15 protein-coding genes and 2 pseudogenes are annotated in these 22170 nt (G+C 66.7%); 6 read left to right on the forward strand and 11 right to left on the reverse strand.

Going from position 1 to position 22170, the window contains the following annotated elements:
- The coding region (gene putA, locus BB334_RS07840; protein WP_068807927.1) for a bifunctional proline dehydrogenase/L-glutamate gamma-semialdehyde dehydrogenase PutA at positions 1-3387 on the forward strand (3387 nt) is incomplete at its 5' end.
- Between the two features lie 93 nt (positions 3388-3480).
- Here putA and BB334_RS07845 read toward each other — a convergent pair.
- The 5 genes and pseudogenes from BB334_RS07845 to BB334_RS07865 all read right to left on the reverse strand — a co-directional run bounded on the left by BB334_RS07845 (position 3481) and on the right by BB334_RS07865 (position 7735).
- Positions 3481-3864: a cupin domain-containing protein gene (locus BB334_RS07845; protein ID WP_068806793.1), complete on the reverse strand. Its 384-nt coding sequence runs from the start codon at positions 3862-3864 to the stop codon at positions 3481-3483.
- A 94-nt stretch (positions 3865-3958) separates the two neighbouring features.
- Positions 3959-5578 (reverse strand): annotated as a pseudogene (gene tnpC / locus BB334_RS07850) (IS66 family transposase).
- Positions 5579-5607: 29 nt separating this feature from the next.
- Positions 5608-5967 (reverse strand): IS66 family insertion sequence element accessory protein TnpB, encoded by a 360-nt coding sequence (gene tnpB / locus BB334_RS07855; RefSeq protein WP_068806796.1) that lies wholly within the window; start codon positions 5965-5967, stop codon positions 5608-5610.
- On the reverse strand, positions 5967-6275 hold the full coding sequence (gene tnpA, locus BB334_RS07860; protein WP_068806799.1) for an IS66 family insertion sequence element accessory protein TnpA: 309 nt from the start codon (positions 6273-6275) through the stop codon (positions 5967-5969). The genes tnpB and tnpA overlap by 1 nt, the downstream gene beginning before the upstream one ends.
- A 287-nt stretch (positions 6276-6562) precedes the next feature.
- A complete protein-coding gene (locus tag BB334_RS07865) occupies positions 6563-7735 on the reverse strand; it encodes an MFS transporter (protein WP_068806802.1) in 1173 nt (390 codons plus the stop codon).
- 104 nt (positions 7736-7839) lie between these two features.
- Here BB334_RS07865 and BB334_RS07870 point away from each other — a divergent pair, with 104 nt between their 5' ends.
- On the forward strand, positions 7840-8106 hold the full coding sequence (locus BB334_RS07870; RefSeq protein ID WP_068806805.1) for a hypothetical protein: 267 nt from the start codon (positions 7840-7842) through the stop codon (positions 8104-8106).
- Between the two features lie 52 nt (positions 8107-8158).
- On the opposite strand, the gene BB334_RS07875 is transcribed toward BB334_RS07870, so the two are convergent.
- Positions 8159-9169 carry an AraC family transcriptional regulator gene (locus tag BB334_RS07875; RefSeq protein WP_068806808.1) on the reverse strand — a complete coding sequence of 337 codons (1011 nt, stop codon included), beginning with the start codon at positions 9167-9169 and terminating at the stop codon, positions 8159-8161.
- A gap of 191 nt (positions 9170-9360) precedes the next feature.
- On the opposite strand from BB334_RS07875, the gene BB334_RS07880 reads away from it, so the two are divergent.
- The 4 genes and pseudogenes from BB334_RS07880 (at position 9361) to BB334_RS18885 (ending at position 16097) form a co-directional block, all read left to right on the forward strand.
- Positions 9361-11073, forward strand: a complete 1713-nt coding sequence (locus BB334_RS07880) for a fatty acid--CoA ligase (RefSeq protein WP_083200347.1) — start codon at positions 9361-9363, stop codon at positions 11071-11073.
- Positions 11074-11101: 28 nt separating this feature from the next.
- Positions 11102-13498: a 3-hydroxyacyl-CoA dehydrogenase/enoyl-CoA hydratase family protein gene (locus BB334_RS07885; RefSeq protein ID WP_068806811.1), complete on the forward strand. Its 2397-nt coding sequence runs from the start codon at positions 11102-11104 to the stop codon at positions 13496-13498.
- 22 nt (positions 13499-13520) lie between these two features.
- Positions 13521-14717: an acetyl-CoA C-acyltransferase gene (locus BB334_RS07890; protein WP_068806814.1), complete on the forward strand. Its 1197-nt coding sequence runs from the start codon at positions 13521-13523 to the stop codon at positions 14715-14717.
- A 26-nt stretch (positions 14718-14743) separates the two neighbouring features.
- Positions 14744-16097: pseudogene (locus BB334_RS18885) on the forward strand (acyl-CoA dehydrogenase C-terminal domain-containing protein).
- 348 nt (positions 16098-16445) lie between these two features.
- On the opposite strand, the gene BB334_RS07905 reads toward BB334_RS18885, so the two are convergent.
- From BB334_RS07905 to BB334_RS07925, 5 genes are all read right to left on the reverse strand, one after another.
- The gene (locus BB334_RS07905) at positions 16446-16994 is read right to left on the reverse strand and encodes a cysteine hydrolase family protein (RefSeq protein WP_068806824.1); all 549 of its coding nucleotides are present in this window, start codon (positions 16992-16994) and stop codon (positions 16446-16448) included.
- 107 nt (positions 16995-17101) lie between these two features.
- On the reverse strand, positions 17102-18505 hold the full coding sequence (pntB, locus tag BB334_RS07910) for a Re/Si-specific NAD(P)(+) transhydrogenase subunit beta (protein ID WP_269798997.1): 1404 nt from the start codon (positions 18503-18505) through the stop codon (positions 17102-17104).
- Between the two features lie 22 nt (positions 18506-18527).
- Positions 18528-20111, reverse strand: a complete 1584-nt coding sequence (locus BB334_RS07915; protein ID WP_068806829.1) for a Re/Si-specific NAD(P)(+) transhydrogenase subunit alpha — start codon at positions 20109-20111, stop codon at positions 18528-18530.
- A 205-nt stretch (positions 20112-20316) separates the two neighbouring features.
- A complete protein-coding gene (locus BB334_RS07920) occupies positions 20317-21504 on the reverse strand; it encodes a cytochrome-c peroxidase (RefSeq protein ID WP_083200348.1) in 1188 nt (395 codons plus the stop codon).
- The gene (locus BB334_RS07925) at positions 21464-22165 is read right to left on the reverse strand and encodes an SCO family protein (RefSeq protein WP_068806835.1); all 702 of its coding nucleotides are present in this window, start codon (positions 22163-22165) and stop codon (positions 21464-21466) included. Before BB334_RS07925 ends, BB334_RS07920 begins: the two co-directional genes overlap by 41 nt.
- Positions 22166-22170 lie beyond the last annotated feature (5 nt).

Below are 22170 nucleotides of genomic sequence, written 5' to 3' on the forward strand. Positions count from 1 at the left end.
CGTGTTCCCGATGCGGAAACCATCGACGACCTCATCCACGACAAGATCGAACCGTCCGACTGGGGCGCACACCTCGGCAAGTCCTCATCGTCGATGGTCAACGCCTCGACCTGGGCACTGATGCTGACCGGCAAGGTTCTGGACGACGATCCCAAGGGGCCGGTGCGGGCGCTGCGAGGCCTGGTGCGCCGTATGGGCGAGCCCCTGGTTCGCACCGCGGTCGGTCAGTCGATGAAGATCCTCGGACGCCAGTTCGTGCTCGGTGAGACCATCGAGGAGGGTATGAAGAATGCCCGCGAGCTCGAGAACCAGGGTTACACGTATTCCTATGACATGCTTGGCGAGGCGGCGCGTACCGATGCAGATGCCGTTCGCTATCACGCGGCCTACGCCAGGGCGATCACCGCGATCGCCAAGCAGGCCAAGGGTGACGTGCGATCCAGTCCCGGCATCTCGGTGAAGCTTTCGGCGCTGCATCCGCGCTATGAATACACCCACCGCGACGCGGTGATCGCGGAACTCGTGCCACGCGCGCTCGAACTGGCGAAGCAGGCGGCCAAGGCCAATATCGGCTTCAACATCGACGCCGAGGAGCAGGACCGGCTGGATCTGTCACTCGATGTGATCGAGGCGCTGCTGTCCGACCCCGGACTCGCCGGCTGGGACGGCTTCGGGATCGTGGTGCAGGCCTACGGGCGCCGTGCCGCACCGGTCATCGAGGCGCTCTACGACCTTGCCGAGCGGCTCGACCGCAAGATCATGGTGCGGCTGGTGAAAGGCGCCTACTGGGACTCCGAGATCAAGCTGGCGCAGGAACTGGGCGTAGAGACCTTCCCGGTCTTCACCCGCAAGGTCAGCACAGATGTCAGCTACATGGCCTGCGCGCGCATGCTGCTCGATCGGCGTGACCGCATCTATCCGCAGTTCGCGACCCACAATGCCCATACCTGCGCCGCCGTGGTGGCCATGGCAGGTAATGACAAGGACAGCTTCGAGTTCCAGCGCCTGCACGGCATGGGCGAATCGCTGCATCAGATCGTCAAGCAGTCGGAGGGGACGCATTGCCGGATCTACGCGCCGGTCGGCGCCCACCGGGACCTGCTGGCCTATCTGGTACGCCGTCTGCTGGAGAACGGGGCGAACTCCTCATTCGTCAATCAGGTGGTGGATACCTCGATTCCCGCAAGCGAGATCGCGCGCGACCCGGTGACCGATTTGCAGCGCCTGGGCCACGCCATCCCCAGCCCGTCGATCCGCCCGCCCGGCCAGCTGTTCGCGCCCGATCGCAAGAACTCCCGCGGCTACCGGCTCAACGAACCCGCCTCGATCCTGCCACTGTTGAAGGGGCGCGAGGCGTTCGCCAGCACGACCTGGACCGCCGGACCCATGCTGGCGGGCAGCCCGGCACCCCGCGGGCCGGCGCGCGACGTCGTGTCTCCGGCCGACGGTTCGCGTGTGGTCGGCAAGGTGCATGAGGCGACGCCGGAAGAGGTGGCGGCCGCCCTCGACGCCGCCGAGGAAGGCTTCCGCGACTGGTCGGCGCGGCCGGCGGCGGAACGGGCCGAGGTGCTGCGCCGCACCGCCGATCTCTACGAGGAAAACGTTGCCGAGCTGATCGCGATCACCACGCGTGAGGCCGGCAAGATGCTGTCCGATGCCATTGCCGAGGTGCGCGAGGCGGTGGACTTCCTGCGCTACTACGCCAACGAGGGCGAGCGACTGGAAACGGAAGAGCCCGGCCGTGCCCGCGGCATCTTCGTCTGCATCAGCCCTTGGAATTTTCCCCTGGCCATCACCACGGGCCAGATCGCCGCGGCGCTGGTGGCCGGCAACGCGGTGCTCGCCAAGCCCGCCGAACAGACGCCGCTGATCGCCGCCCGTGCCGTCGAGCTGATGCGCGAGGCAGGTCTGCCGGCGGCGGCACTCCAGCTGCTGCCCGGCGACGGGCCGACGGTCGGCGGGCCGCTGACCAGCGATCCGCGGATCGCGGGCGTCTGCTTCACCGGCTCGACCCCGGTGGCGCAGATCATCCACAAGGCCCTGGCGCAGAACGCGGGGCCGGATGCAGTGCTGATCGCCGAGACCGGCGGGCTGAACTCCATGATCGTGGACTCCACGGCGCTGACCGAGCAGGCGGTGCGCGACATCCTGATCTCGTCCTTCCAGTCGGCCGGCCAGCGGTGTTCGGCGCTGAGGATGCTGTATGTCCAGGAAGAGGCGCGCGACCGGCTGCTCGACATACTCTACGGCGCCATGGAGGCGCTCACCATCGGCGATCCCTGGAAGACCGACACCGACGTGTCGCCGGTGATCGACACCGACGCCCAGAACGAAATCAGTGCCTATGTGGCGGCCCAGGAAAAGTCCGGCAAGGTGCTGAAGAGGCTGCCTGCGCCCGAGGTCGGTACCTTCGTCACTCCCGCCGTGGTCGAGGTCGGGGGAATCGAGGATCTCGAGCGTGAGATCTTCGGCCCGGTCCTGCACGTGGCCACCTTCAAGGCACGAGACATCGATAAAGTGGTCGACGCCATCAATGGCAGGGGATACGGGCTGACCTTCGGACTGCACACCCGGATCGACGACCGCGTGCAGCAGATCGTCGAGCGTCTCCGGGTCGGCAACGTCTACGTGAACCGCAGCCAGATCGGCGCCATCGTCGGCTCCCAGCCGTTCGGCGGCGAGGGCCTTTCGGGCACCGGGCCCAAGGCCGGCGGCCCGCACTACGTCACCCGCTTCCGCCGCACCGCCGCCGTGGATCATCACGACGCGCCGAAGGGGAGGGCAGTGTCACTCGGGGAACTCCAATCGGCCCTCGACGGGCTGGACGCAAGCAACTGGGCGGCGCGGCCCGATCGCGTCGCCGTGTTGCGCAAGACGCTGAGCGGCAAGAGTGGCCTGATCCGCAAGGCGCTCAACGAGACCGCAGCCCTGGACATGACGCCGCAGACGCTGCCAGGGCCGACGGGCGAAAGCAACCGCCTGTCGCTGTATCCGAAGGGGCCGGTACTCTGCCTGGGGCCCACCCTGGAGATTGCGCTTTCGCAGGCGGTGCAGGCCCTCGGCGCGGGCTGCGCCGCGGTGCTCGTCGCGCCGGACGCGGAGCAGTCCGTGCGGCCGCTGATCGATGCCGGCGCGCCGGTTGCCGCGCTCGACGGCATCGTCTCGGCCGACACCCTGAGCGCGGTCAAGGGTATCGCGGCGGTGGCCGCGGCTGGCGCCAGCGACTGGACCCGCGAGCTGCGCATCGCGCTCGCCAGCCGCGACGGCGCCATCGTCCCGCTCGAGACCCAAAGCATCTCGCCGGAACGCTACGTGGTGGAACGCCATCTGTGTATCGACACCACGGCGGCGGGCGGCAACGCGAGCCTGCTGGCGACGGCAGCGTAGACGCCGCGTTGCCCGCAGGCTTTTGTTCCGACAGGCTGCCAGGTCGAGGGCCATGCCTCCCGGCGTTCACGCGGGGCGCTGCACAGCGCGCCGCTACGCAGCACGATATGGCCGTACCTGGTCCTGCTCTGCCGGATGGTTGCGCGCTACCACCGCACGGGCGGCTTCGCTGGCGCTTAGATTGACCGCTTGGTGGGGAATACCTGCCGGGATGAACAGAAACTCCCCCGTTTCGCTGATAACCTCGTTCTCGAGTTTCGTGCCCCAGCGAGTCAGCACCTTTCCTGCCAGCACATAGATTCCGGTTTCGTACCCGAGGTGGTAGTGAGGCTCCGACTTGGCGCCAGGGGGGATCGTCACCAAGTGCATGCTCAGCCCGCTCGCTCCCACCGTCTGAGCTGAGATACCAATGAAATACGGGAGACTCTGACGCGTCAGGACTTCACGGTCTGGACGTATCGCTTGCACTTCCTGCATGTCGCCCTCCTCTTTGATCGGTAATTTGTGGCCGGACACTATCTCAGATTGTGGATTACAAGCGCCGTAAGCGGTAACCGAGCGGCGTTCTTGCCTACTTCGAGCGCGGGTGGAGATCGGATCGAAGCGGATTGGCCGCGAAGTGTTGCTTCCACAGCCTTGGGGTGAGTTGCGCGACATCGGCGGCAGGGTGCTGGCCGACGCGCTGGAGCACATCGACCAGATAGGCATAGGGGTCGATGTCGTGCAGGCGACAGGTGGCGATCAGGCTCTGCGCGATCCCCACGTATTTCGCGCCGACCTCGGTCCAGCAGAAGAGCCAGTTGCGGCGGCCCATCGGCACTACGCGTAACGCCCGCTCGAGGTGGTTGGTGTCGATCGGCACCTCGGGGTCGGCGAGGTAGACCTCGAGGGCGGCCCGGCGCTCACGCACGTAGGCCAGGGCAGTGGTCAGCGGTGAGCTCGGCAGCAGACCGTGGGATTCGAATTGGGCGTCGACCCAGTCGAAGAACCGGTCGACCATCGGCTTGGCCTGGGCGAGCCGGTATGCGCGGCGTGCCTCGCCGATGAGTTGTGCCTCACGGATGTGCTGCTCTACCGCGTAGAGCTAGCCGATCATCTCCAATGCCTGCGTCGCCCGTTCGGGCTCGATCGACTGGGCCTCGAAGAATTTTCTTCTCGAGTGCGCCCAGCATTGCGCGCGCGTGAGCCCGCATTTTTGTGCGTAACGTTCGTAGGCCGCGTAGCCGTCGGTGAGCAGCACCGCCCCCTCGGGCGGTGGGTCGGTCCCCAGGGTCTGCGCAATGTGTTTGCCACTACGCCCCTCGTGATAGGCGAAGCAGATTTCGTCGCGCTCGCCATACACCGGCCAGAAGTAGCCGCCCTTCATCTTCCCCGGGCCGGCGCGCCCGGCCTTGATCGGGGTCTCGTCCATCGCCTTGATGCGACTTGCGCGGATCGAGTCGAGCTGGGCCGTAAAGACCGGCTCGAGCAGCGCGAGCGCCGCGTGGGTGAGCTGCGTGAGCCACGGGCGCGAGACCCGGATGCCGTTCTCCCCGAGCCGCTGATGCTGGCGGTACAGCGGCTGGTGGTAGCAGAACTTGTCGGTGATGAGCCCGGCGATGAAGCTCACGTCGGCGCGGCTGCCCTCGATCACCCCGGCGGGGGCCGCCGGGCAGTGGATCGCCTGCGTGTCGCGGCGCTTGATGACCGGGCGCACGTACTTGAGGATCACGTAGCTGCCCGGGCGCTGCGCCAGGCGGTGGCTCACCTTCTCGCCGATCACCTCGAACTGGTCGGCGGCAAGCCCCTCGGTCTCGGGGTTGGCGAGCGTGATGGTCTCGACCGGGACGCGCGTCTCGTCGAAGAACAGCGCCGATTCGTCCTTGTCCTGGGCGTAGTCGGTCCGCGACCCACGGCGGGTATGTCCCGCCACGGTCTTGCCGGGGACATCGGGCTGCGTGTCGGGGATCGGCAACTCACCCAGATACATCTGCGTGGTGTCGGGTGACACCACGCGCTTCTCGCTCTTCTGGCCAAAGAGCTGGCGGCGGAACCACTCGAGCTGATGCTTGAGCGCCGCAAACTCGAGCCGCATCGCATCCATGTCGCGCTGCAAGGCGACGTTCGCCTGCGCCAGTCCGACGATCTGCTCGGGCGCCCACTGGGCGGCCTCGGCAAGGGTCGGAACGGGGGTGCAGCGCGGTGCGGACATGGCGCATATTTTACCGTAGAGCCCAGCATTCATGCGGGTTTCACGGCGTTTTCGGGCAATCTGAAACGGCGCTTGGTGCGGGCCGGCTCGATGCCTTCGAGCAAGAGCTTGAGCCCGGTCCAATCCATCTGGCGCGTGCGGACCTGCGCCCAGTTCGACACGAAGCGCCCCTGCTCGAGACGCTTGGCCCACACGCAGAATCCGGTGCGATCCCAGTACAGCACCTTCATCTGCGTGCCGCGTCGGTTGATGAACACGAACAGCTCGCCCGACAGCGGATCGCAGCCGAGCGCCTGGCGTGTGAGCGCGTACAGGCCGTCGAAGGATTTGCGCATGTCGACCGGGCGGCCATAGACATGGACCCGGACCGCGCCTTCGGGGAAGAACATCAGCCGCGCGACAGGTGAAGGCTCACGCCGTCGCCCAGGTCGAGCCGCAGTTCGAGGCGACCGGTGCCGCCGAGTTTGAGCGTGCCGGCGTCGACAAAGCCAGTGGCCTCCATCGCCGGCGCGGCAGGCTGCGTACTCGGCTCGCCCAGCAGGCTACGCCAGCGCCGGAAGCTCGACTCGCTGAGCCCCTCGCGGGCGCAGAACGGCTCGATCCCCAGGCCGCTCGCGGCAAACCGCGCAAAGACGGTTTCCCACTCCTGACGGCTACGCCGCCGCCACTTGTTGTTGGTCGCTGTCGCCCTGGTCACTGCCGGCTCCTCCCTGATGAATGTGGGAGGGATTGTTCCGCGTGGGCGCGGGCGGGCAAAGAACGCCGCTCAGTGACCGGTTACCAAGCGCCGTTCGCCCTCGACTGCAACCGACCACACCTCGAGATAAAGGAAGGATTGCTGTCCGGTGTAAACGAGCACCGATACTTTTCCTGCAATTGGTCCCCGTACGGCGCCGATGCTGCAACGGCTCGGTGCGTCATGATCATGCATGCCATCCCTGCGCATTCATGGCAATCCGATACCGATAGAGCCGTCACCGGCGTTCATCCGCTTGAATGGCGGCGCGCCAGTAGCCCGACGAGCGCGAGCACCGCAAAGCCGCCGCCCGCGATGAAGGTGAATCGTGCGCCGAACTGGTCCCACAAAAGGCCGGCAATCGCACTGGCAATCAGCATGGCGATACCGGCGACCAGGTTGAAGAAGCCGTAGGCCGTGCCACGCAGGTCGGCAGGTGCAATGTCGGCGATCATCGTCGCCAGCAGGCCCTGTGTCATCGCCATGTGCAGGCCCCAGAAGGTGATGCCGCCCCAGACCCAAATCCAATGGTTGCCGGCGGCAAGCAGCACGTCGGCGACGATCAACAGCGCAAGTCCCCAGGTCAGCAGGGTTTCGTGCCGAACCCGGTCGGCGAGCTTGCCACATGGATAGGCTGCAGCCGCATAGACCACGTTCATGCCGACGAGCACTAGCGGGGTCCAGGCGATAGGCAGGCCGCCCTCGTTCGCCCGCAGCACGAGGAAGGCTTCGGAGAAGCGGGCTAGCGTGAAGACCGCGCCGATACCCACCACCCACCAGTAAGCGGCGGGAAGGCGCGCCAGATTCGCGCGTTCGATCGGGTTGCTGCGCTTTCCGTCCGGCCTGCGCTCCGGCTCCTGCACGCCGAATAGCAACAGGGCGACGGCGAGGAAGGCCGGTATCACGGCCACCCAGAACACCGCACGGAAGTCGTCGGCCCACAACAGCATCAGCCCCAGCGCGAGCAGCGGGCCGACGAAGGCACCTACCGTGTCGAGAGATTGCCGCAGGCCGAAGGCGGCGCCACGAATCTCCGGCGGAGCAAGGTCGGCGACCAGTGCGTCTCTGGGCGCACCGCGTATGCCCTTACCGACGCGGTCGATGAATCGGGCGGCGACGATCAGGCCGGCGCCGCCCGCCAGCGCGAAGAGCGGCTTCGACGCGGCCGCGAGGCCGTAGCCCAGTAGCGCCAAGGGCTTGCGCTTGCCCCACCGGTCCGATAGCGCGCCGGAGAACACCTTGACGATCAGGGCCGTGGCCTCCGCTACGCCTTCGATGAGACCGATGCTGAACGCGCTCATGCCCAGGGCGGTCGCCATGAACACCGGCAGCAGACTGTGGATCAGCTCGGAAGAGACATCCATCGACAGACTGACGAAGCCGAGCGCCCAGATGCTTTTCGGGAGGGTGGGCCTGTTCATTTCAGCGTATCCAGATCAAGCGCGCGCGAGCTGCGGGGTCAGGTCTTTCAATTGCTCACGCGTCACTGACTGCGTTCGACCCTGACCTGCCTGATGATGCTGCAATGGTCGAAGGCGAGTTTCTGATCTTCAAGCGGCCAGTCGTCTCTTCAGGTCGGCTCAGTGAGGCAGAGGGGCTGGCTGATGACTTTGGCACGCCGAGTCGGTGGGCGATCCTTGAACTTGAGCGCGGGATCGCGCCCAGACCGGAAACTGTCGTCATCGGGGAGGTCCTCGCGCTGCTGCCGAAGCCGTGGAAGGGCACTGAACTGGCGCGTCCGCAACGCCTCCATCGGCGCCGTGCCCGGCGGGCGAACGATGGCGTGCTTTGACGCGACCGGCCACCTGAAAGGGATCGGATCCGCGGTGACCTCCGGGTGAACCTCATTTGGGGCGGTAGGCGCCCGGGGTGCTGCCGGTCCATTTCCGGAACGCGCGATGAAAGGTGTTGGGGTCCTCGAAGCCCATTTCCTGGCCAATGACGGCGATCGGGGTATTGGTTTTCGTCAGCAACTGAATCGACGCGTCCCGGCGGAGTTCATCCTTGATCGCCTGGAAGGTGGTGCTTTCCGCGGCCAGCCGGCGGGTCAGCGTGCGCAGAGACAGGTGCAGCGCGCTGGCGGTCTGGCCGGCGGTAATCGGAAGACTGAGGCGCGGACGCAAATGCTCGCGGACCTTCCGCCTGGTCGCGTGCTGCTCGAAGGCGACGAACAGCCAGTCGCCGGGGGCCCGGGCCAGGAACTGGGCGAGCGAGCGCCGATCTTGGCGGATCGGCGTGTCCAACTGGGCGGCCTCGAAGTAGAGGGCTGAAACCGCTTGCTTGAAAAACACCGGGCCGGGATAGAGAAAACCATATTCCGACGCGTGGCTCGGGCGCCCGTAACTGCAATCGACGCGCGCCAGGGTCATGCGGTGCCCGGTGAGCCAGGAGGCCACGCCGTGGATCAGCTTGAGCAAGATCTCCTGTCCGAAGGTATTCGCCGCGGCCTGCGGCATCCGCGGAATCAGGGCCATCCGGATGAGGTTGCCCTCGCGGGAAAGTTCGATGCGGAAGTCATCCAGTAGCAGATGAAAGAAGCGACCGAGTCGGAACAGGGCGGTCTGCAGCGTCTCCGAGTCCAGCAGGCTGAGGCAGAGAAACTTGAACGAGCCCGAACGCACGGGCCGCGAAAACATCCCCGGCAGTTCGTCATCCAGTTCGCTGGCCAGTTGCCGGTAGAGAGTGGCGAACTGTTCGGTGGTCACCCTGGCCGTTTCCGCGTTAAGGAGGACCGGCGCGATACCCGCCCGCGCCAGCGCTTCCGCCTGCCCCGCCGGATCGAGCGGCGTGCCGTTCAACAGATTCAGCACGAAGGATATCGGGATCGTGCCGGCAGTGATTTCGGTCGGGGCCATGGTGCGGCGCTTTGCATCGCAATAATGGCCGATTATGCAAGTGTTTCGGCGCAAGTCGCAATCGGGATCGGAAGCGCTCGTTCTTAGAATCGTCCATCAAATCCACGGATAAGTGGATTGGATGACCAGATCGTCCGGCAGCGCCTGCAGTTTTGTGTCGATGCGGGAAGCCGGATTCAGGCGCAAAGCGCATGGCGGAAGGTTTTGGTTGGCCCAAGCCGGCGCGCAAGAAGACAGAAAACTTCCCGGAGACCTCGCTCGTGCCCACCGAATCCATCCAAGCCGCCGCTTCGGCTTACGCCTACCCGCAGCTGATCAAGCAGCTCCTGCATACACCGCTGGCGACCGCCGCCGATCAGGAGATCGTCTACCGCGACAGCCACCGCCAGACCTATCGTGACCTGGCCGCCCGGATCCGTCGCCTGGCCAATGCGCTCCGCGATGCCGGGATCGGCCCGGGCGATACCGTCGCGGTGATGGATTGGGACAGCCACCGCTATCTCGAATGCTTCTTCGCCGTGCCGATGATGGGTGCGGTGCTGCAGACGGTGAATGTCCGCCTGTCGCCCGAGCAGATCCTGTACACGCTGAATCACGCCGGTGCCGACATCGTCCTGGTCAACGCCGATTTCATCCCGGTGCTGGCGGGCATCAAGGGCCAGCTGGAGACGGTGAAGCGCTTCGTGCTGATCTCCGATACCGGCAACGACATGGCCAGGTGGCAGATTCCCTTTGTTGGCGAGTACGAGGCCTTGCTGGCGAAGGCGTCGAGCGAGTACGACTTCCCCGACTTCGACGAGAACACGCGGGCGACGACCTTCTACACGACCGGTACGACCGGGCTGCCGAAGGGCGTCTATTTCAGCCACCGCCAACTGGTGCTGCACACGCTGGCGGTGGCTACGCATCTGGGCACCGCAGAGGGCCAATGCCGTCTACACCGCGGCGACGTGTACATGCCGATCACCCCGATGTTCCACGTCCACGCGTGGGGCGTACCCTACATCGCGACGCTGCTCGGCCTCAAACAGGTCTATCCCGGCCGCTATGCGCCCGAGACCCTGGCCCGCTACGTACGCGACGAGAAGGTCACCTTCTCGCACTGCGTGCCGACCATCCTGCAGATGCTGCTGACCAACGCCGAGGCGAAGGCGGTCGATCTCAAGGGCTGGAAGGTGATCATCGGTGGTTCGGCGCTGCCCAAAGGGCTCGCCACCGCGGCGCTGGAGCGCGGTATCGACGTCTTCACCGGTTACGGTATGTCGGAAACCTGCCCGATCCTGACCATCGCCCGGGCGCCGGGCGACGTCCCGGCCGAGGATCTCGACGGCCAGGCCGAACAGCGCATCCGCACCGGCTATCCGGTGCCATTGGTCGATCTCCATACCGTCGACAGCGACCTCCTCGACACCCCCCGTGACGGCAAGAGTTCCGGCGAGATCGTCGTCCGCGCGCCGTGGCTGACCATGGGCTACCTGCACAACCCGTCCACATCGGACGAGCTGTGGGCGGGTGGCTACCTCCATACCGGCGACATCGGGGTCATCGATCCGGCCGGCTGCCTGCAGGTGACCGACCGCCTGAAGGACGTGATCAAGACTGGCGGCGAGTGGGTGTCCTCGCTCGAACTCGAGAACATCATTTCCCAGCACCCGGCGGTCAGCGAGGTCGCCGTGGTCGGGGTGAAGGACGACAAGTGGGGCGAGCGTCCGCTGGCGATGGTCGTCCTCAAGCCGGGGCAGACGGCGACGGCCGACGAGATCAAGGTCGTCGTCGCGAAATTCGCCGAAGCCGGCCACATCTCGCGCTACGCGGTGCCCGACGAGATCCGTTTCGTCGAGGCGCTGGCGCGCACCAGCGTCGGCAAGATCAACAAGAAAGCCATTCGCGAAGATTTGGCCTGAGGGCCATCGCAAACCAGGAGTCAATCGCGTGAAAAGACTGCAAATCAAGAAAGCCGCCGTACTCGGCGCCGGAGTCATGGGCGCGCAGATCGCGGCGCATCTCGCCAATGCCGGCGTGCCGGTCGTCCTCTTCGACCTGCCCGCGAAGGAAGGCGACAAGAACGGCATCGTCAAGAAGGCCATCGACGGCCTGAAGAAGCTCGAACCGGCGCCGCTGGCGGACAAGGCGGCGCTGAAGTTGATCTCGGCCGCCAACTACGACGAACATCTGGCCCAGTTGGCCGGCTGCGAGCTGATCATCGAGGCGATCGCCGAGCGAATGGACTGGAAGAACGACCTGTACGGCAAGATCGCGCCGTACATTGCGGCCAATGCCATCGTCGCTTCCAACACCTCCGGACTGTCGATCGACGCGCTGTCGCAAGCGCTCCCGGCCGATGTGCGTCCGCGCTTCTGCGGCATCCACTTCTTCAACCCGCCGCGCTACATGCGCCTGGTCGAGATCGTCGCCACCCGTACGACCGATGCCGGCACGCTCGATGGGCTCGAGACCTGGCTGACCTCGCGCCTCGGCAAGGGTGTAATCCGCGCACTCGACACGCCCAACTTCGTCGCCAACCGTATCGGCGTTCTCTCGATCCTGGCGGTGATGCATCACACCCGGCGCTTCGAGCTTGGCTTCGATGTGGTCGACGCCCTGACCGGGCCGAAGATCGGCCGCCCGAAGAGCGCCACCTACCGCACGGCGGACGTCGTCGGTCTGGATACGCTGGCCCACGCGGTGCGCACCATGCGCGACACGCTGCCCGACGATCCATGGCATGCGCATTTCAATGTGCCGGCCTGGCTGGAACAGCTGATCGCGCAGGGGGCCCTGGGCCAGAAGACCAAGGGCGGCATCTTCCGCAAGGTCGGCAAGGAAGTCCACGTGCTGGACCTTGGCCTGCAGGATTACCGCCCCTCGACCGGCGAACTCAGCGCCGAGGTGGCGGGCATCCTCAAGGACAAGAATCCGGCCAACCGCTTCGCCGCACTGCGTGCCTCGAAAGACCCGCAGGCGAAGTTCCTGTGGGCGATCTTCCGCGACGTTTTCCACTATGCCGCCGTGCAGCTCGAAACCGTCGCCGACAATGCCCGCGATCTGGATCTCGCGATGCGCTGGGGTTTTGGTTGGGCGCAGGGGCCGTTCGAGATCTGGCAGTCCGCCGGCTGGGCGGACATCGCCCAGGCGATCGCCGCCGACATCGCCGCCGGCGAGACGATGAGCGCCGCGCCGCTGCCGGCCTGGGTGCTGGAAGATCGCGAGGGTGTGCACACGCCGCAGGGCTCGTGGTCGTCGCGCCGCAAGGCCTATGTGCCGCGTTCCGCGCTGCCGGTGTACCAGCGCCAGCTCTTCCAGGAAGCCGTCCTCGGTGACGGTTCGCTGTCGCCCGAGCAGTCCGGCGAGACGCTGTTCGAGAACGACGGTGTCCGTCTGTGGCGTTTGCCGGCGGTCGACGCCGGCATCGGCATCCTCTCTTTCAAGTCCAAGATGCACGCCATCGGCAGCGAAGTGGTGGAGGGTGTGGTGGCAGCGGTGCGCCAGGCCGAGCAGAGCCTTTCCGGCCTGGTCATCTGGCACCAGCCGCCCTTCGCCGTCGGCGCCAACCTGGCCCAGGTGGCTGAAGGATGTGCGGCCGGTGATTTTGCGAAGCTCGACAGCTATGTCGCCGACTTCCAGCAGGCCGGTCAGACGCTGAAGTATGCGGCGGTGCCGGTGGTGGCGGCGGTACAGGGCATGGCGCTGGGCGGCGGCTGCGAGTTCGCCATGCAGGCAACGCGCCGCGTGCTGGCGCTGGAGAGCTACATGGGCCTGGTCGAAGCGGGCGTCGGCCTGATCCCGGCCGGCGGTGGCTGCAAGGAGTTTGCGCTGCAGGCGGCGGAATGGGCGGGGCGGACCGCGACCCCGGCCGAGCTGATGGCCTTCCTGCAACCGGTGTTCATGAACATCGCCATGGCCAGGGTCTCGAAGAGCGCCGCGGAGGCGGTGGGCTACGGCTTCGCCCGCGCGACCGATACCGTGCTGTTCCATCCCGACGAGCTGCTCTACGTCGCGATCCGCGAAGCCCGTGCGCTGGCCGAATCCGGCTATGCGCCCCCCGCCACGGCGCGCGCCGTGCCGGTGGCCGGGCGCGGCGGCATCGCGACGCTGGAGATGACGCTGGTCAACATGCGTGACGGCGGCATGATCTCCGCGTACGACTACCAGGTCGCCCGTGCCGCGGCGGTTGCCCTGTGCGGTGGTGAGGTCGACAGCGGCAGCCTGGTCGATGAGGCCTGGCTGCTCACGGTCGAGCGCCGCCTGTTCGTCGAGCTGCTGAAGAACCCCCAAACCCAGGCCCGGATCCAGCACATGCTCGAGACCGGCAAGCCGCTCCGCAACTGATCCGGCCCAGGAGAACATCATAATGAGCAAACAGATTCAGGAAGCCTACATCGTCGCCGCGACCCGCCTGCCGGTGGGCAAGCGCAACGGCATGTTCAGGAATGCGCGGCCGGACGACATGCTGGCCCATGCCATCCGCGCCGTGGTCGCGCAGGCGCCCGGCGTCGACCCGGCCCGCATCGGCGACGTCATCGTCGGCTGCGCCATCCCCGAAGCCGAGCAGGGCATGAACGTGGCTCGCATCGGCGCGCTGCTCGCCGGTCTGCCGAATACCGTCCCGGGCATCACCATCAACCGCTTCTGCTCCTCCGGCCTGCAGGCCGTGGCCGACGCCGCCAATCAGATCCGTCTCGGCCTGGCCGACGTGATGATCGCCGCCGGTACGGAGTCGATGACCGCGATGTCCAACATCATGGGCAACAAGGTGGCGGCCAACCCCGCCTGGTTCTCCGATGAAAACATCGGCATTGCCTACGGCATGGGCCTGACCGCCGAGAAGGTGGCGCAGCAGTGGGGCATTGGCCGCGAGGCGCAGGATGCCTTTGCCGAAGCATCCCACCGCAAAGCCTGCGCCGCGATCGCTGCCGGCCATTTCAAGACCGAGACCTCGCCCTTCACCGTGCGCGACTACAAGCCTGATCTGGCGAGCGGCGAAATCCGCCAGCGCGACCGCACGCCGACCGACGACGAGGGCGCACGCTCGGACATCTCCGTCGAGAAGCTCGCCAGGCTGCGCCCGGTGTTCCATGCCAAGGGCTCGGTCACCGCGGGCAACGCTTCGCAGATGTCCGATGGCGCCGGCGCCGTGATGCTGGTCTCGGAGAAGGTCCTGAAGGAACACAACCTGAGCCCGCTCGCCCGCTTTGCCGGCTTTGCGGTCGGAGGGGTGGCGCCGGAGATCATGGGCGTCGGTCCGATCGTCGCGATCCCCAAGGTGCTGCAGCAAGCCGGCATCCGCAAGGAAGACCTGGACTGGATCGAGCTGAACGAAGCCTTTGCAGCGCAGGCCCTGGCCGTGATCAAGGAACTCGACCTCGACCCGTCGAAGATCAACCCGCTGGGCGGCGCGATCGCGCTCGGCCACCCGCTCGGTGCCACCGGCGCCATCCGCACGGCGACGCTGCTGCACGGCATGCGCCGTACCGGCGGCAAGTACGGGATGGTCAGCATGTGCATCGGCACGGGCATGGGTGCCGCCGGCATCTTCGAAAGCATCTGAACGAAGAGATCGAAAGATAGAACGCCATGAGCGATTACATCGCCCCAGTGCAGGACATGCGCTTCGTGATGGACGAGATCGTCGGTCTCGACGCCATCGCCGCGCTTCCCGGCTACGAAGAAGCCACGCCCGACATGGCGGACGCCATCCTCGAGGAGGCGGCCGAGTTCGCCAGCGGCGTGCTGGCCCCGCTCAACCGGATCGGCGGCACGCAGGGCTGCAAGCTCGGGCCTGACGGCGTCGTCACCGCCGACGGGTGGAAACCTGTCCTTCTCGCTCGGCCCGCTGCTGACCGGCGGCGCCGTGGCCGCGCTGCTGACCTGCGCCAGCGACGAACTCAAGGCCATCTACCTGGAAAAGATGATCTCCGGCGAATGGACCCGGCACGATGAACCTGACGGAGCCGAATGCGGGTTCCGATCTGGCCCTGATCCGCAGCCGCGCCGAGCCGAGCCGCAGGCCGACGGCAGCTACCGCGTCTTCGGCCAGAAGATCTTCATCACCTATGGCGACCACGACATGACGGACAACATCGTCCATCTCGTCCTCGCCCGCCTGCCGGACGCCCCGGCGGGCGTGAAATCCGGACGTCCGCCGCATGCTGATGCTGATGAAGTCGCGCGTCGAAGCCTGCCGCGCCGTCACGTACTTCACCGCGGGGCTGCTCGACCGTGCGCACGCCGGCACCGATCCGAAGCAAAAGAAGCGTGACCTGTTCCTGGCCGAACTGCTGATTCCCGTGGTCAAGGGCGGTGGCACGGAGATGGCGGTCGGGGTGACTTCGCTCGGTATCCAGGTGCACGGCGGCATGGGCTTCATCGAGGAGACCGGCGCCGCGCAGCACTGGCGCGATTCGCGCATCACGACGACCTATGAAGGCACCACCGGCATCCAGGCCAACGACCTGATCTTCCGCAAACTCATGCGCGACCAGGGCGCCAACGCCAAGGTCGTCTTCTCCGAGGTGCAGGGCACGGTCAACGCGCTGCTGGCTTCCGACCGGCCCGAACTGCGTGCCATCGGCGCGCAACTGCTGGGCGCGAAGCAGGCCTGGTCCGACGCCACGGAGTGGTGCTGGGCAAGGTCAGGTCGGACGTTTCAGCCGTGCTCACCGCGGCCGTTCCTTACCTCAACCTTGCCGTCCTCGTCTGCGGCGGCTGGAGGATGGGCAGGGCGGCCTTGGCTGCCGCCGACCACCTGGACAGGGAAGCCGGCGACCAGGGTTTCGATCGCAGCAAGATCGACACTGCCGGCTTCTACGCTGGCCAACAGCTGGCGCTGGCACTCGATCCGGGCTTCGGGTGCGAGCCGCACCCGCTGTCTGTGCACCTCCATTTCCTTGGGATTCTTGCCGGTCAGCGGTCTTATCGAAACGGCTAAGGCAACGCTGGCGTTCGCGGCGAACAGGGCCAGGCGGATCGGGCGTCGACGGCGCCGGACTGCGAGCCGTTCGAATTCGTGAACTCGGCGCATGCGGCCACCTCCGGATATGCGATCGCGGGGGACGAATGCATGGCGCGATGCCACCGTCAAGCAGGCTCCGCTGCAAGCTGAGAACACTTCGGCATCTACGCGAGAAAACCTCCTGGATGCGAGGATTCCGGGGCCTGGCGGCGGCTCGCCGCCGAACTTTAGCGGGTCGAGCGCGCCCACGCTGTACGGGGCCACACCGGCCTTCTTAAGAACGAAGGGCTCGAAGGGCCGGGCGGCATTGCGCCGCCCCGCGCATCAAGCGGCCAGATATTCCTCGGTCGACTTCACCGTGGCGTAGCCGAAGGCGAACGCCGCCATCATTGCCGCATGGACGTGCGCCGCGGGTACGGTGACGTCACCGAACTCGAGATTCAGCGTGGCGCAGGCATCATGCACCACGGTGACCGGGTAGCCCATGTCGGCGGCCGCACGCACGACGGCATCGACGCACATGTGGCTCATCGCACCGACCACCACGACCTCTTCGACGCCGCACGCATCGAGTCGTTGCTTGAGGTCCGTTTCACGGAACGAGTTGATGTGATTCTTGACGATGACCGGCTCGTCACCTGCAGGCGCCACGGCCGGCTGGATTTTCACGCCATCGCTGTCCGGTACGAACACAGGGGCTTCGCTACTGGCGGACTCGTGGCGAATGTGAAACACCGGGATGCCCTTGTTCCGGGCGTCGGCGATCACGCGCGCTGCATTGGCGGTGGCCGCCTCGATGCCCGACAAGGGCAGCTTGCCGGTAGGCAGGTATTCGTTTTGCAGATCGACGACGATCAGACCGCGTTTCGTCATTAGGCTCTCCTGTTTGCTTGTGATGGGTCGAACTGGCGTTGCAGAGCAGACGCAGCATCGCGAACGGACGGGCGGCGAACTCGTCGCGCACCCGTTCGCGACCGGCCTCAGGCGTTCAGCGCGCCCAGCACCTCGTCGAGCATCTTCCGCGCGTCGCCGAAGAGCATCCGGTTGTTCTCCTTGTAGAAGAGCGGGTTGTCGACGCCGGCGTAGCCCGACGCCATGCTCCGCTTCATGACGATGGAGGTCTTCGCCTTCCAGACTTCCAGCACCGGCATGCCGGCGATCGGGCTGGCCGGATCCTCCTGGGCCGCGGGGTTCACGATGTCGTTGGCACCGATCACGATCGCCACGTCGGTGTCCGGGAAGTCTTCGTTGATCTCGTCCATCTCGAGCACGATGTCGTAGGGCACCTTCGCTTCGGCCAGCAGCACGTTCATGTGCCCGGGCATGCGGCCTGCCACCGGATGGATGGCGAAGCGCACGGTCACGCCCTTGTCGCGCAGGATCTTGACGATCTCGCACACCACATGCTGGGCCTGCGCAACCGCCATGCCGTAACCCGGAACGATGACGACGTTCCTGGCGTCGCGCAGCAGCTCGGCGGTCTCCACCGCGCTGATCGGCGAGACCTCGCCTGCCGGTTCCGCGCCGCCCGCCGCTGCCGAGGGCGCGCCACCGCCGGTACCGAAACCGCCTGCGATGACGCTGAGGAAGTTGCGGTTCATCGCCCGGCACATGATGTAGGACAGGATCGCACCCGAAGAGCCGACCAGGGCGCCCACCACGATGAGCAGGTCGTTGCTGAGCATGAAGCCGGTCGCCGCGGCGGCCCAGCCCGAGTAGCTGTTGAGCATCGACACCACCACCGGCATGTCTGCGCCGCCGATCGCCATCACCATGTGCACCCCGAAGGCGAGCGCGATCACGGTCATCAGCAGCAGCAGCGTCATGCCGACGCCGGTGGAGTGCGTGTTCAGGAACCAGTTGCCGAGCAGGATCACCAGCACGAGGCCGACCAGGTTGAGGATGTGGCGCGCCGGCAGCAGCAGCGGCTTGCCGCCGATCTTGCCGGAGAGCTTGCCGAAGGCGATCAGCGAACCCGAGAACGTGACCGCACCGATGAAGATGCCGATGTAGATCTCCACCTCGTGGATGGTCTTCTCGGCGGCGGTGGGGAACACGGTGGAGGTGTCGATGTAGCTGGCGAAGCCGACCAGGCAGGCGGCCAGGCCCACCAGGCTGTGCATCAGCGCGACGAGCTCGGGCATCTGCGTCATCTGCACCTTCTTGGCGGCGTACAGGCCGACGCCGGCGCCGATGAGAAGCGCGATGATGATCCAGGGGAGGCCGCCCGCGCTGACCTGCGGACCGAACACGGTCGCGATGACCGCGAGCGCCATGCCGATCATGCCGAACAGGTTGCCGCGGCGTGCGGTCTCCGGGTGAGCGAGGCCGCCGAGGCTGAGGATGAAGAGGATGGTGGCGCCGATGTATGAGACGGTGGCCATGCTTGAGGTCATTGTCGTCCCCTTATTTGCGGAACATCGCCAGCATGCGACGCGTGACCGCGAAGCCGCCGAACATATTGACGGCCGTCAGCGCGAGCGCGAAGAAGGCCAGGAACAGGATCAGCCCGTCGGGTCGGTCGGTCACGCTGTCGGCCAGCGGCGGCGCCACCTGCACCAGCGCACCGATCGCGATGATCGACGAGATCGCATTGGTCACGCTCATCAGCGGCGTGTGCAGCGACGGCGTGACGTTCCACACCACCATGTAGCCGACGAAGCAGGCCAGCACGAACACCGTGAAGTGCGACAGGAAGCTCGCGGGCGCGTACAGCCCGACGAGCAGGAACAACAGCGCACCGACGCCGAACACGGTGGCCAGCGACTTGACCGACATCGGCGCGCCGGCGCCATGGCCGTGGCCCTTGGGCGCGGCGACCGGCGGGGCGGCCGGTTTCGGGGGCGGCGCCGCCAGCTTGAGCGGTGGCGCCGGCCAGGTGACGGTGCCGTCCTTGATGACGGTCAGGCCACGGAGAGCATCGTCCTCCATGTTGACGTTGATCACGCCGTCCTTGGTCTTGCACAGCTCCTCGGTCAGGCGCAGGAGGTTGTTCGAGTAAAGGGTGGATGACTGCTTGGCCAGGCGGCTGACCAGGTCGGTGTAGCCGATGATGGTGACGCCATGGCGGACCACGGCCTCGCCGGGCACGGTGAGTTCGCAGTTGCCTCCCTGCTCGGCCGCCATGTCGACGATCACGCTGCCGGGCTTCATGCTCGTCACCATCTCGGCGGTGATGAGCTTGGGTGCCGGCTTGCCCGGAATCAGCGCGGTGGTGATGATGATGTCGGCGTCCTTGGCCTGCTGCGCGTACATCGCGCGCTGGGCCTGCTGGAAACCCTCGCTCATCACCTTTGCATAGCCGCCGCCACCGGAGCCTTCTTCTTCGTAGTCGACCTTGACGAACTCGCCGCCGAGCGACACCACCTGGTCGGCGACCTCGGCGCGCGTATCGTTGGCACGGACGATGGCGCCCAGGTTGGCGGCGGTGCCGATGGCGGCCAGACCCGCCACGCCCGCGCCGGCGATGAACACCTTGGCCGGCGGGATCTTGCCCGCGGCGGTGACCTGGCCGTTGAAGAAGCGGCCGAACGCATTGGCCGCCTCGATCACGGCGCGGTAGCCGCTGATGCCGGCCATCGAGGTCAGCGCGTCCATCTTCTGCGCACGCGACAGCTGGCGCGGCAGCGCATCGATGGCCAGCACCGTGGCCCGCTTGGCCGCGAGCCGCTCCATCAGCTCGGGATTCTGCGCCGGCCACACGAAGCCGATCAGCATGCCGGCTTCGCGCATCAGCGCGACTTCGTCCAGGCTCGGCGGACGCACCTTGAAGACGATGTCCGCGCGCGCCCACAGCTCGGCGGCGCTGCCGACGACCTCGGCACCGGCGGCGCGGTAGGTATCATCGCTGAAATTCGCCGCGTCGCCGGCGCCACTTTCCACCGCGACGGTGAAGCCCAGCTTGACGAGTTTTTCCACTACGTCGGGAACGGTCGCGACGCGCTTCTCGCCCGCCGCGGTTTCTGTCGGTACTCCGATCAGCAAAGCCATGAACTTGAATTCTCAAAGATCTCAATTTTGAATGGGCGCGTTGCCCCGCGGCAACCGGCCGCACGGGCTTCATCCAGCCAGGGTTCGCCGGGTCTCCCCGTTCGCGTCAGTTTTTCTCTCTTTTTCGTCGACACCCGGCAGCACGAGCCATGTCGCAGGCGAATTCCGCGATGGCTGTCTCGATTGGTGAGATGACATTCTCGCATTACATCGAGGAACTCGGAACTGCCACCGCGATGCCGGGCTTGTCCCGGCCCTGACGATGCGCGTTCCGGCCGCCAAGCGTCTTCAGGAAGGCGACCAGCGCCGCCTTTTCCTCTGCGCTCAGGTGCAGCGGCGCGATCAGCGGGCTCTGGTCCGGCGCGCCTGCGCCGCCGCGGTCGTAGTACTCGACCACCGCGGCCAGCGTGGGCAGCGAGCCGTCGTGCATGTAGGGCGAGGTCGCCGCGACGTCTCTCAGCATCGGCGTCTTGTACGCCCAGCGGTCCTGCGGATCGAGCGTGATCTCGAAGCGGCCGAGGTCGCTGCGCGGCACGGCGCCGATGCTGCGCACGGTGGCGGCGCTCATCGTGGCGCTGATGCCGGGCGCCAGCTCGAACTCGACTTCGGGCCGCGCCTTGCCGCGCAGCCAGCCGATGCCGGTGTTGTGATAACGAAAATCCGAGAACAGCGCCGCGCGCTCGCCGATCAGGTGGCAGCTGGCGCAGCGTCCCTTACCGGTGAAGATCGCGAGACCGAGGCGTTCCTCGCTGTCGAGCGCGTCGTTCGCGTTGCCGTAGCGGTAGCGGTCGAAGCGCGAATCGCCGGAGACGAGCGTCCGCTGGTAGCTGGCGAGCGCCTCGCCCACGCGGTCCGCGCTCGCGCCGCGCCCGGCGAAGGCGGTCTCGAACAGACCGGCGTAGTCGGGCAGGGCGCGCAGGCGGTCGAGCACGTGGCCGAGCGAGGGGTTCGCCATCTCGTCCGGGGCGAGCAGTGGTCCCCAGACCTGGGTTTCCAGCGCGCCGTCCCGGCCGTCGTGGAACAGGCGCGGATGGTAGGCGACGTTGAGCAGGGTGGGCGCGTTGCGACGCACGCTGGCGCCTTCGCTGCCCACCGGGGTGCGCAGTTCGTTCGATGTGAAGCCTTGCTCCGGCATGTGGCACATCGCGCACGACATCGCGCCGTTGAAGGACAGGCGGCGATCGAAGAACAGCTTTCGGCCGAGTTCGACCTTCGCCGCAGTGGGAGGGTTGTGCGGCGGAAACGGCACCGCGGGCAGTCCGAGCGGGGCGTCTATCGCGAGCGGCGCCTCGGTCTGCGGGCCGCCGCCCCATGCGGGTACCGCCGCCAGCGTTGCCGCAAGCAGCGCCCAATTACCGATCCGCCGGCTCCAGCAACAGCGTCTCGATGTCATTGAGCATCACCTCCGGAAGCAGGTAGGCGGTGGTGTAGATCTCGCGCACGCGGCCGCGCGGATCGATCAGGAACAGCTTCAGCATGTGGTTCAGCACCCGCGTGGGCCGTCCCCTGTCGTCGAGTTCCACCGACACGTCCTGCCCCAGCGCGTCGAGCATCGGCTTCAGCTCGGCGACCGAGCGCGTGGTGAGAAAGTGCCAGCGCAGTACAGCGCCTGGATCGGCGAGCTTGCCCGCGTAGCGCTTCATCTCGGTGGGGTCGTCGTGGGTGGGATCGAAGGACAGGCTGACCAGGCGCACGGCGAGCGCGAGTTCGGGACGCGCGAGCAGGCGTGCGCGGATCGTCATCATCGTCTCGTACGCCAGCGGACAGCCGATCGGGTCGGTGCAGTAGGTGTACATGAACGACAGCAGCGTCACCCGCCCCGTGGTGTAGCGCGAAAATGCCTGGTGGCGGCCGTTGGTGTCGAGGACCATGCCCTCGGGCGCGCGCTGGATCGGCGGCAGGGCATAGCTGCCCGCTGGCGGGGGAACGAAGCCCTGTACGGGCGTCCGGGGGGCGAGTTCCGGCGAGGCGGCGCCGTGCGTCGGGGCGGTCGCCAGCAGACCGCCGGCCACGAGCAACGCGGCGCCTGCCGTCCGCCAGCGGGCGCGGTACATGTCCG

The organism is Thauera phenolivorans (genome assembly GCF_001696715.1).
Taxonomy (GTDB): Bacteria; Pseudomonadota; Gammaproteobacteria; order Burkholderiales; family Rhodocyclaceae; genus Thauera; species Thauera phenolivorans.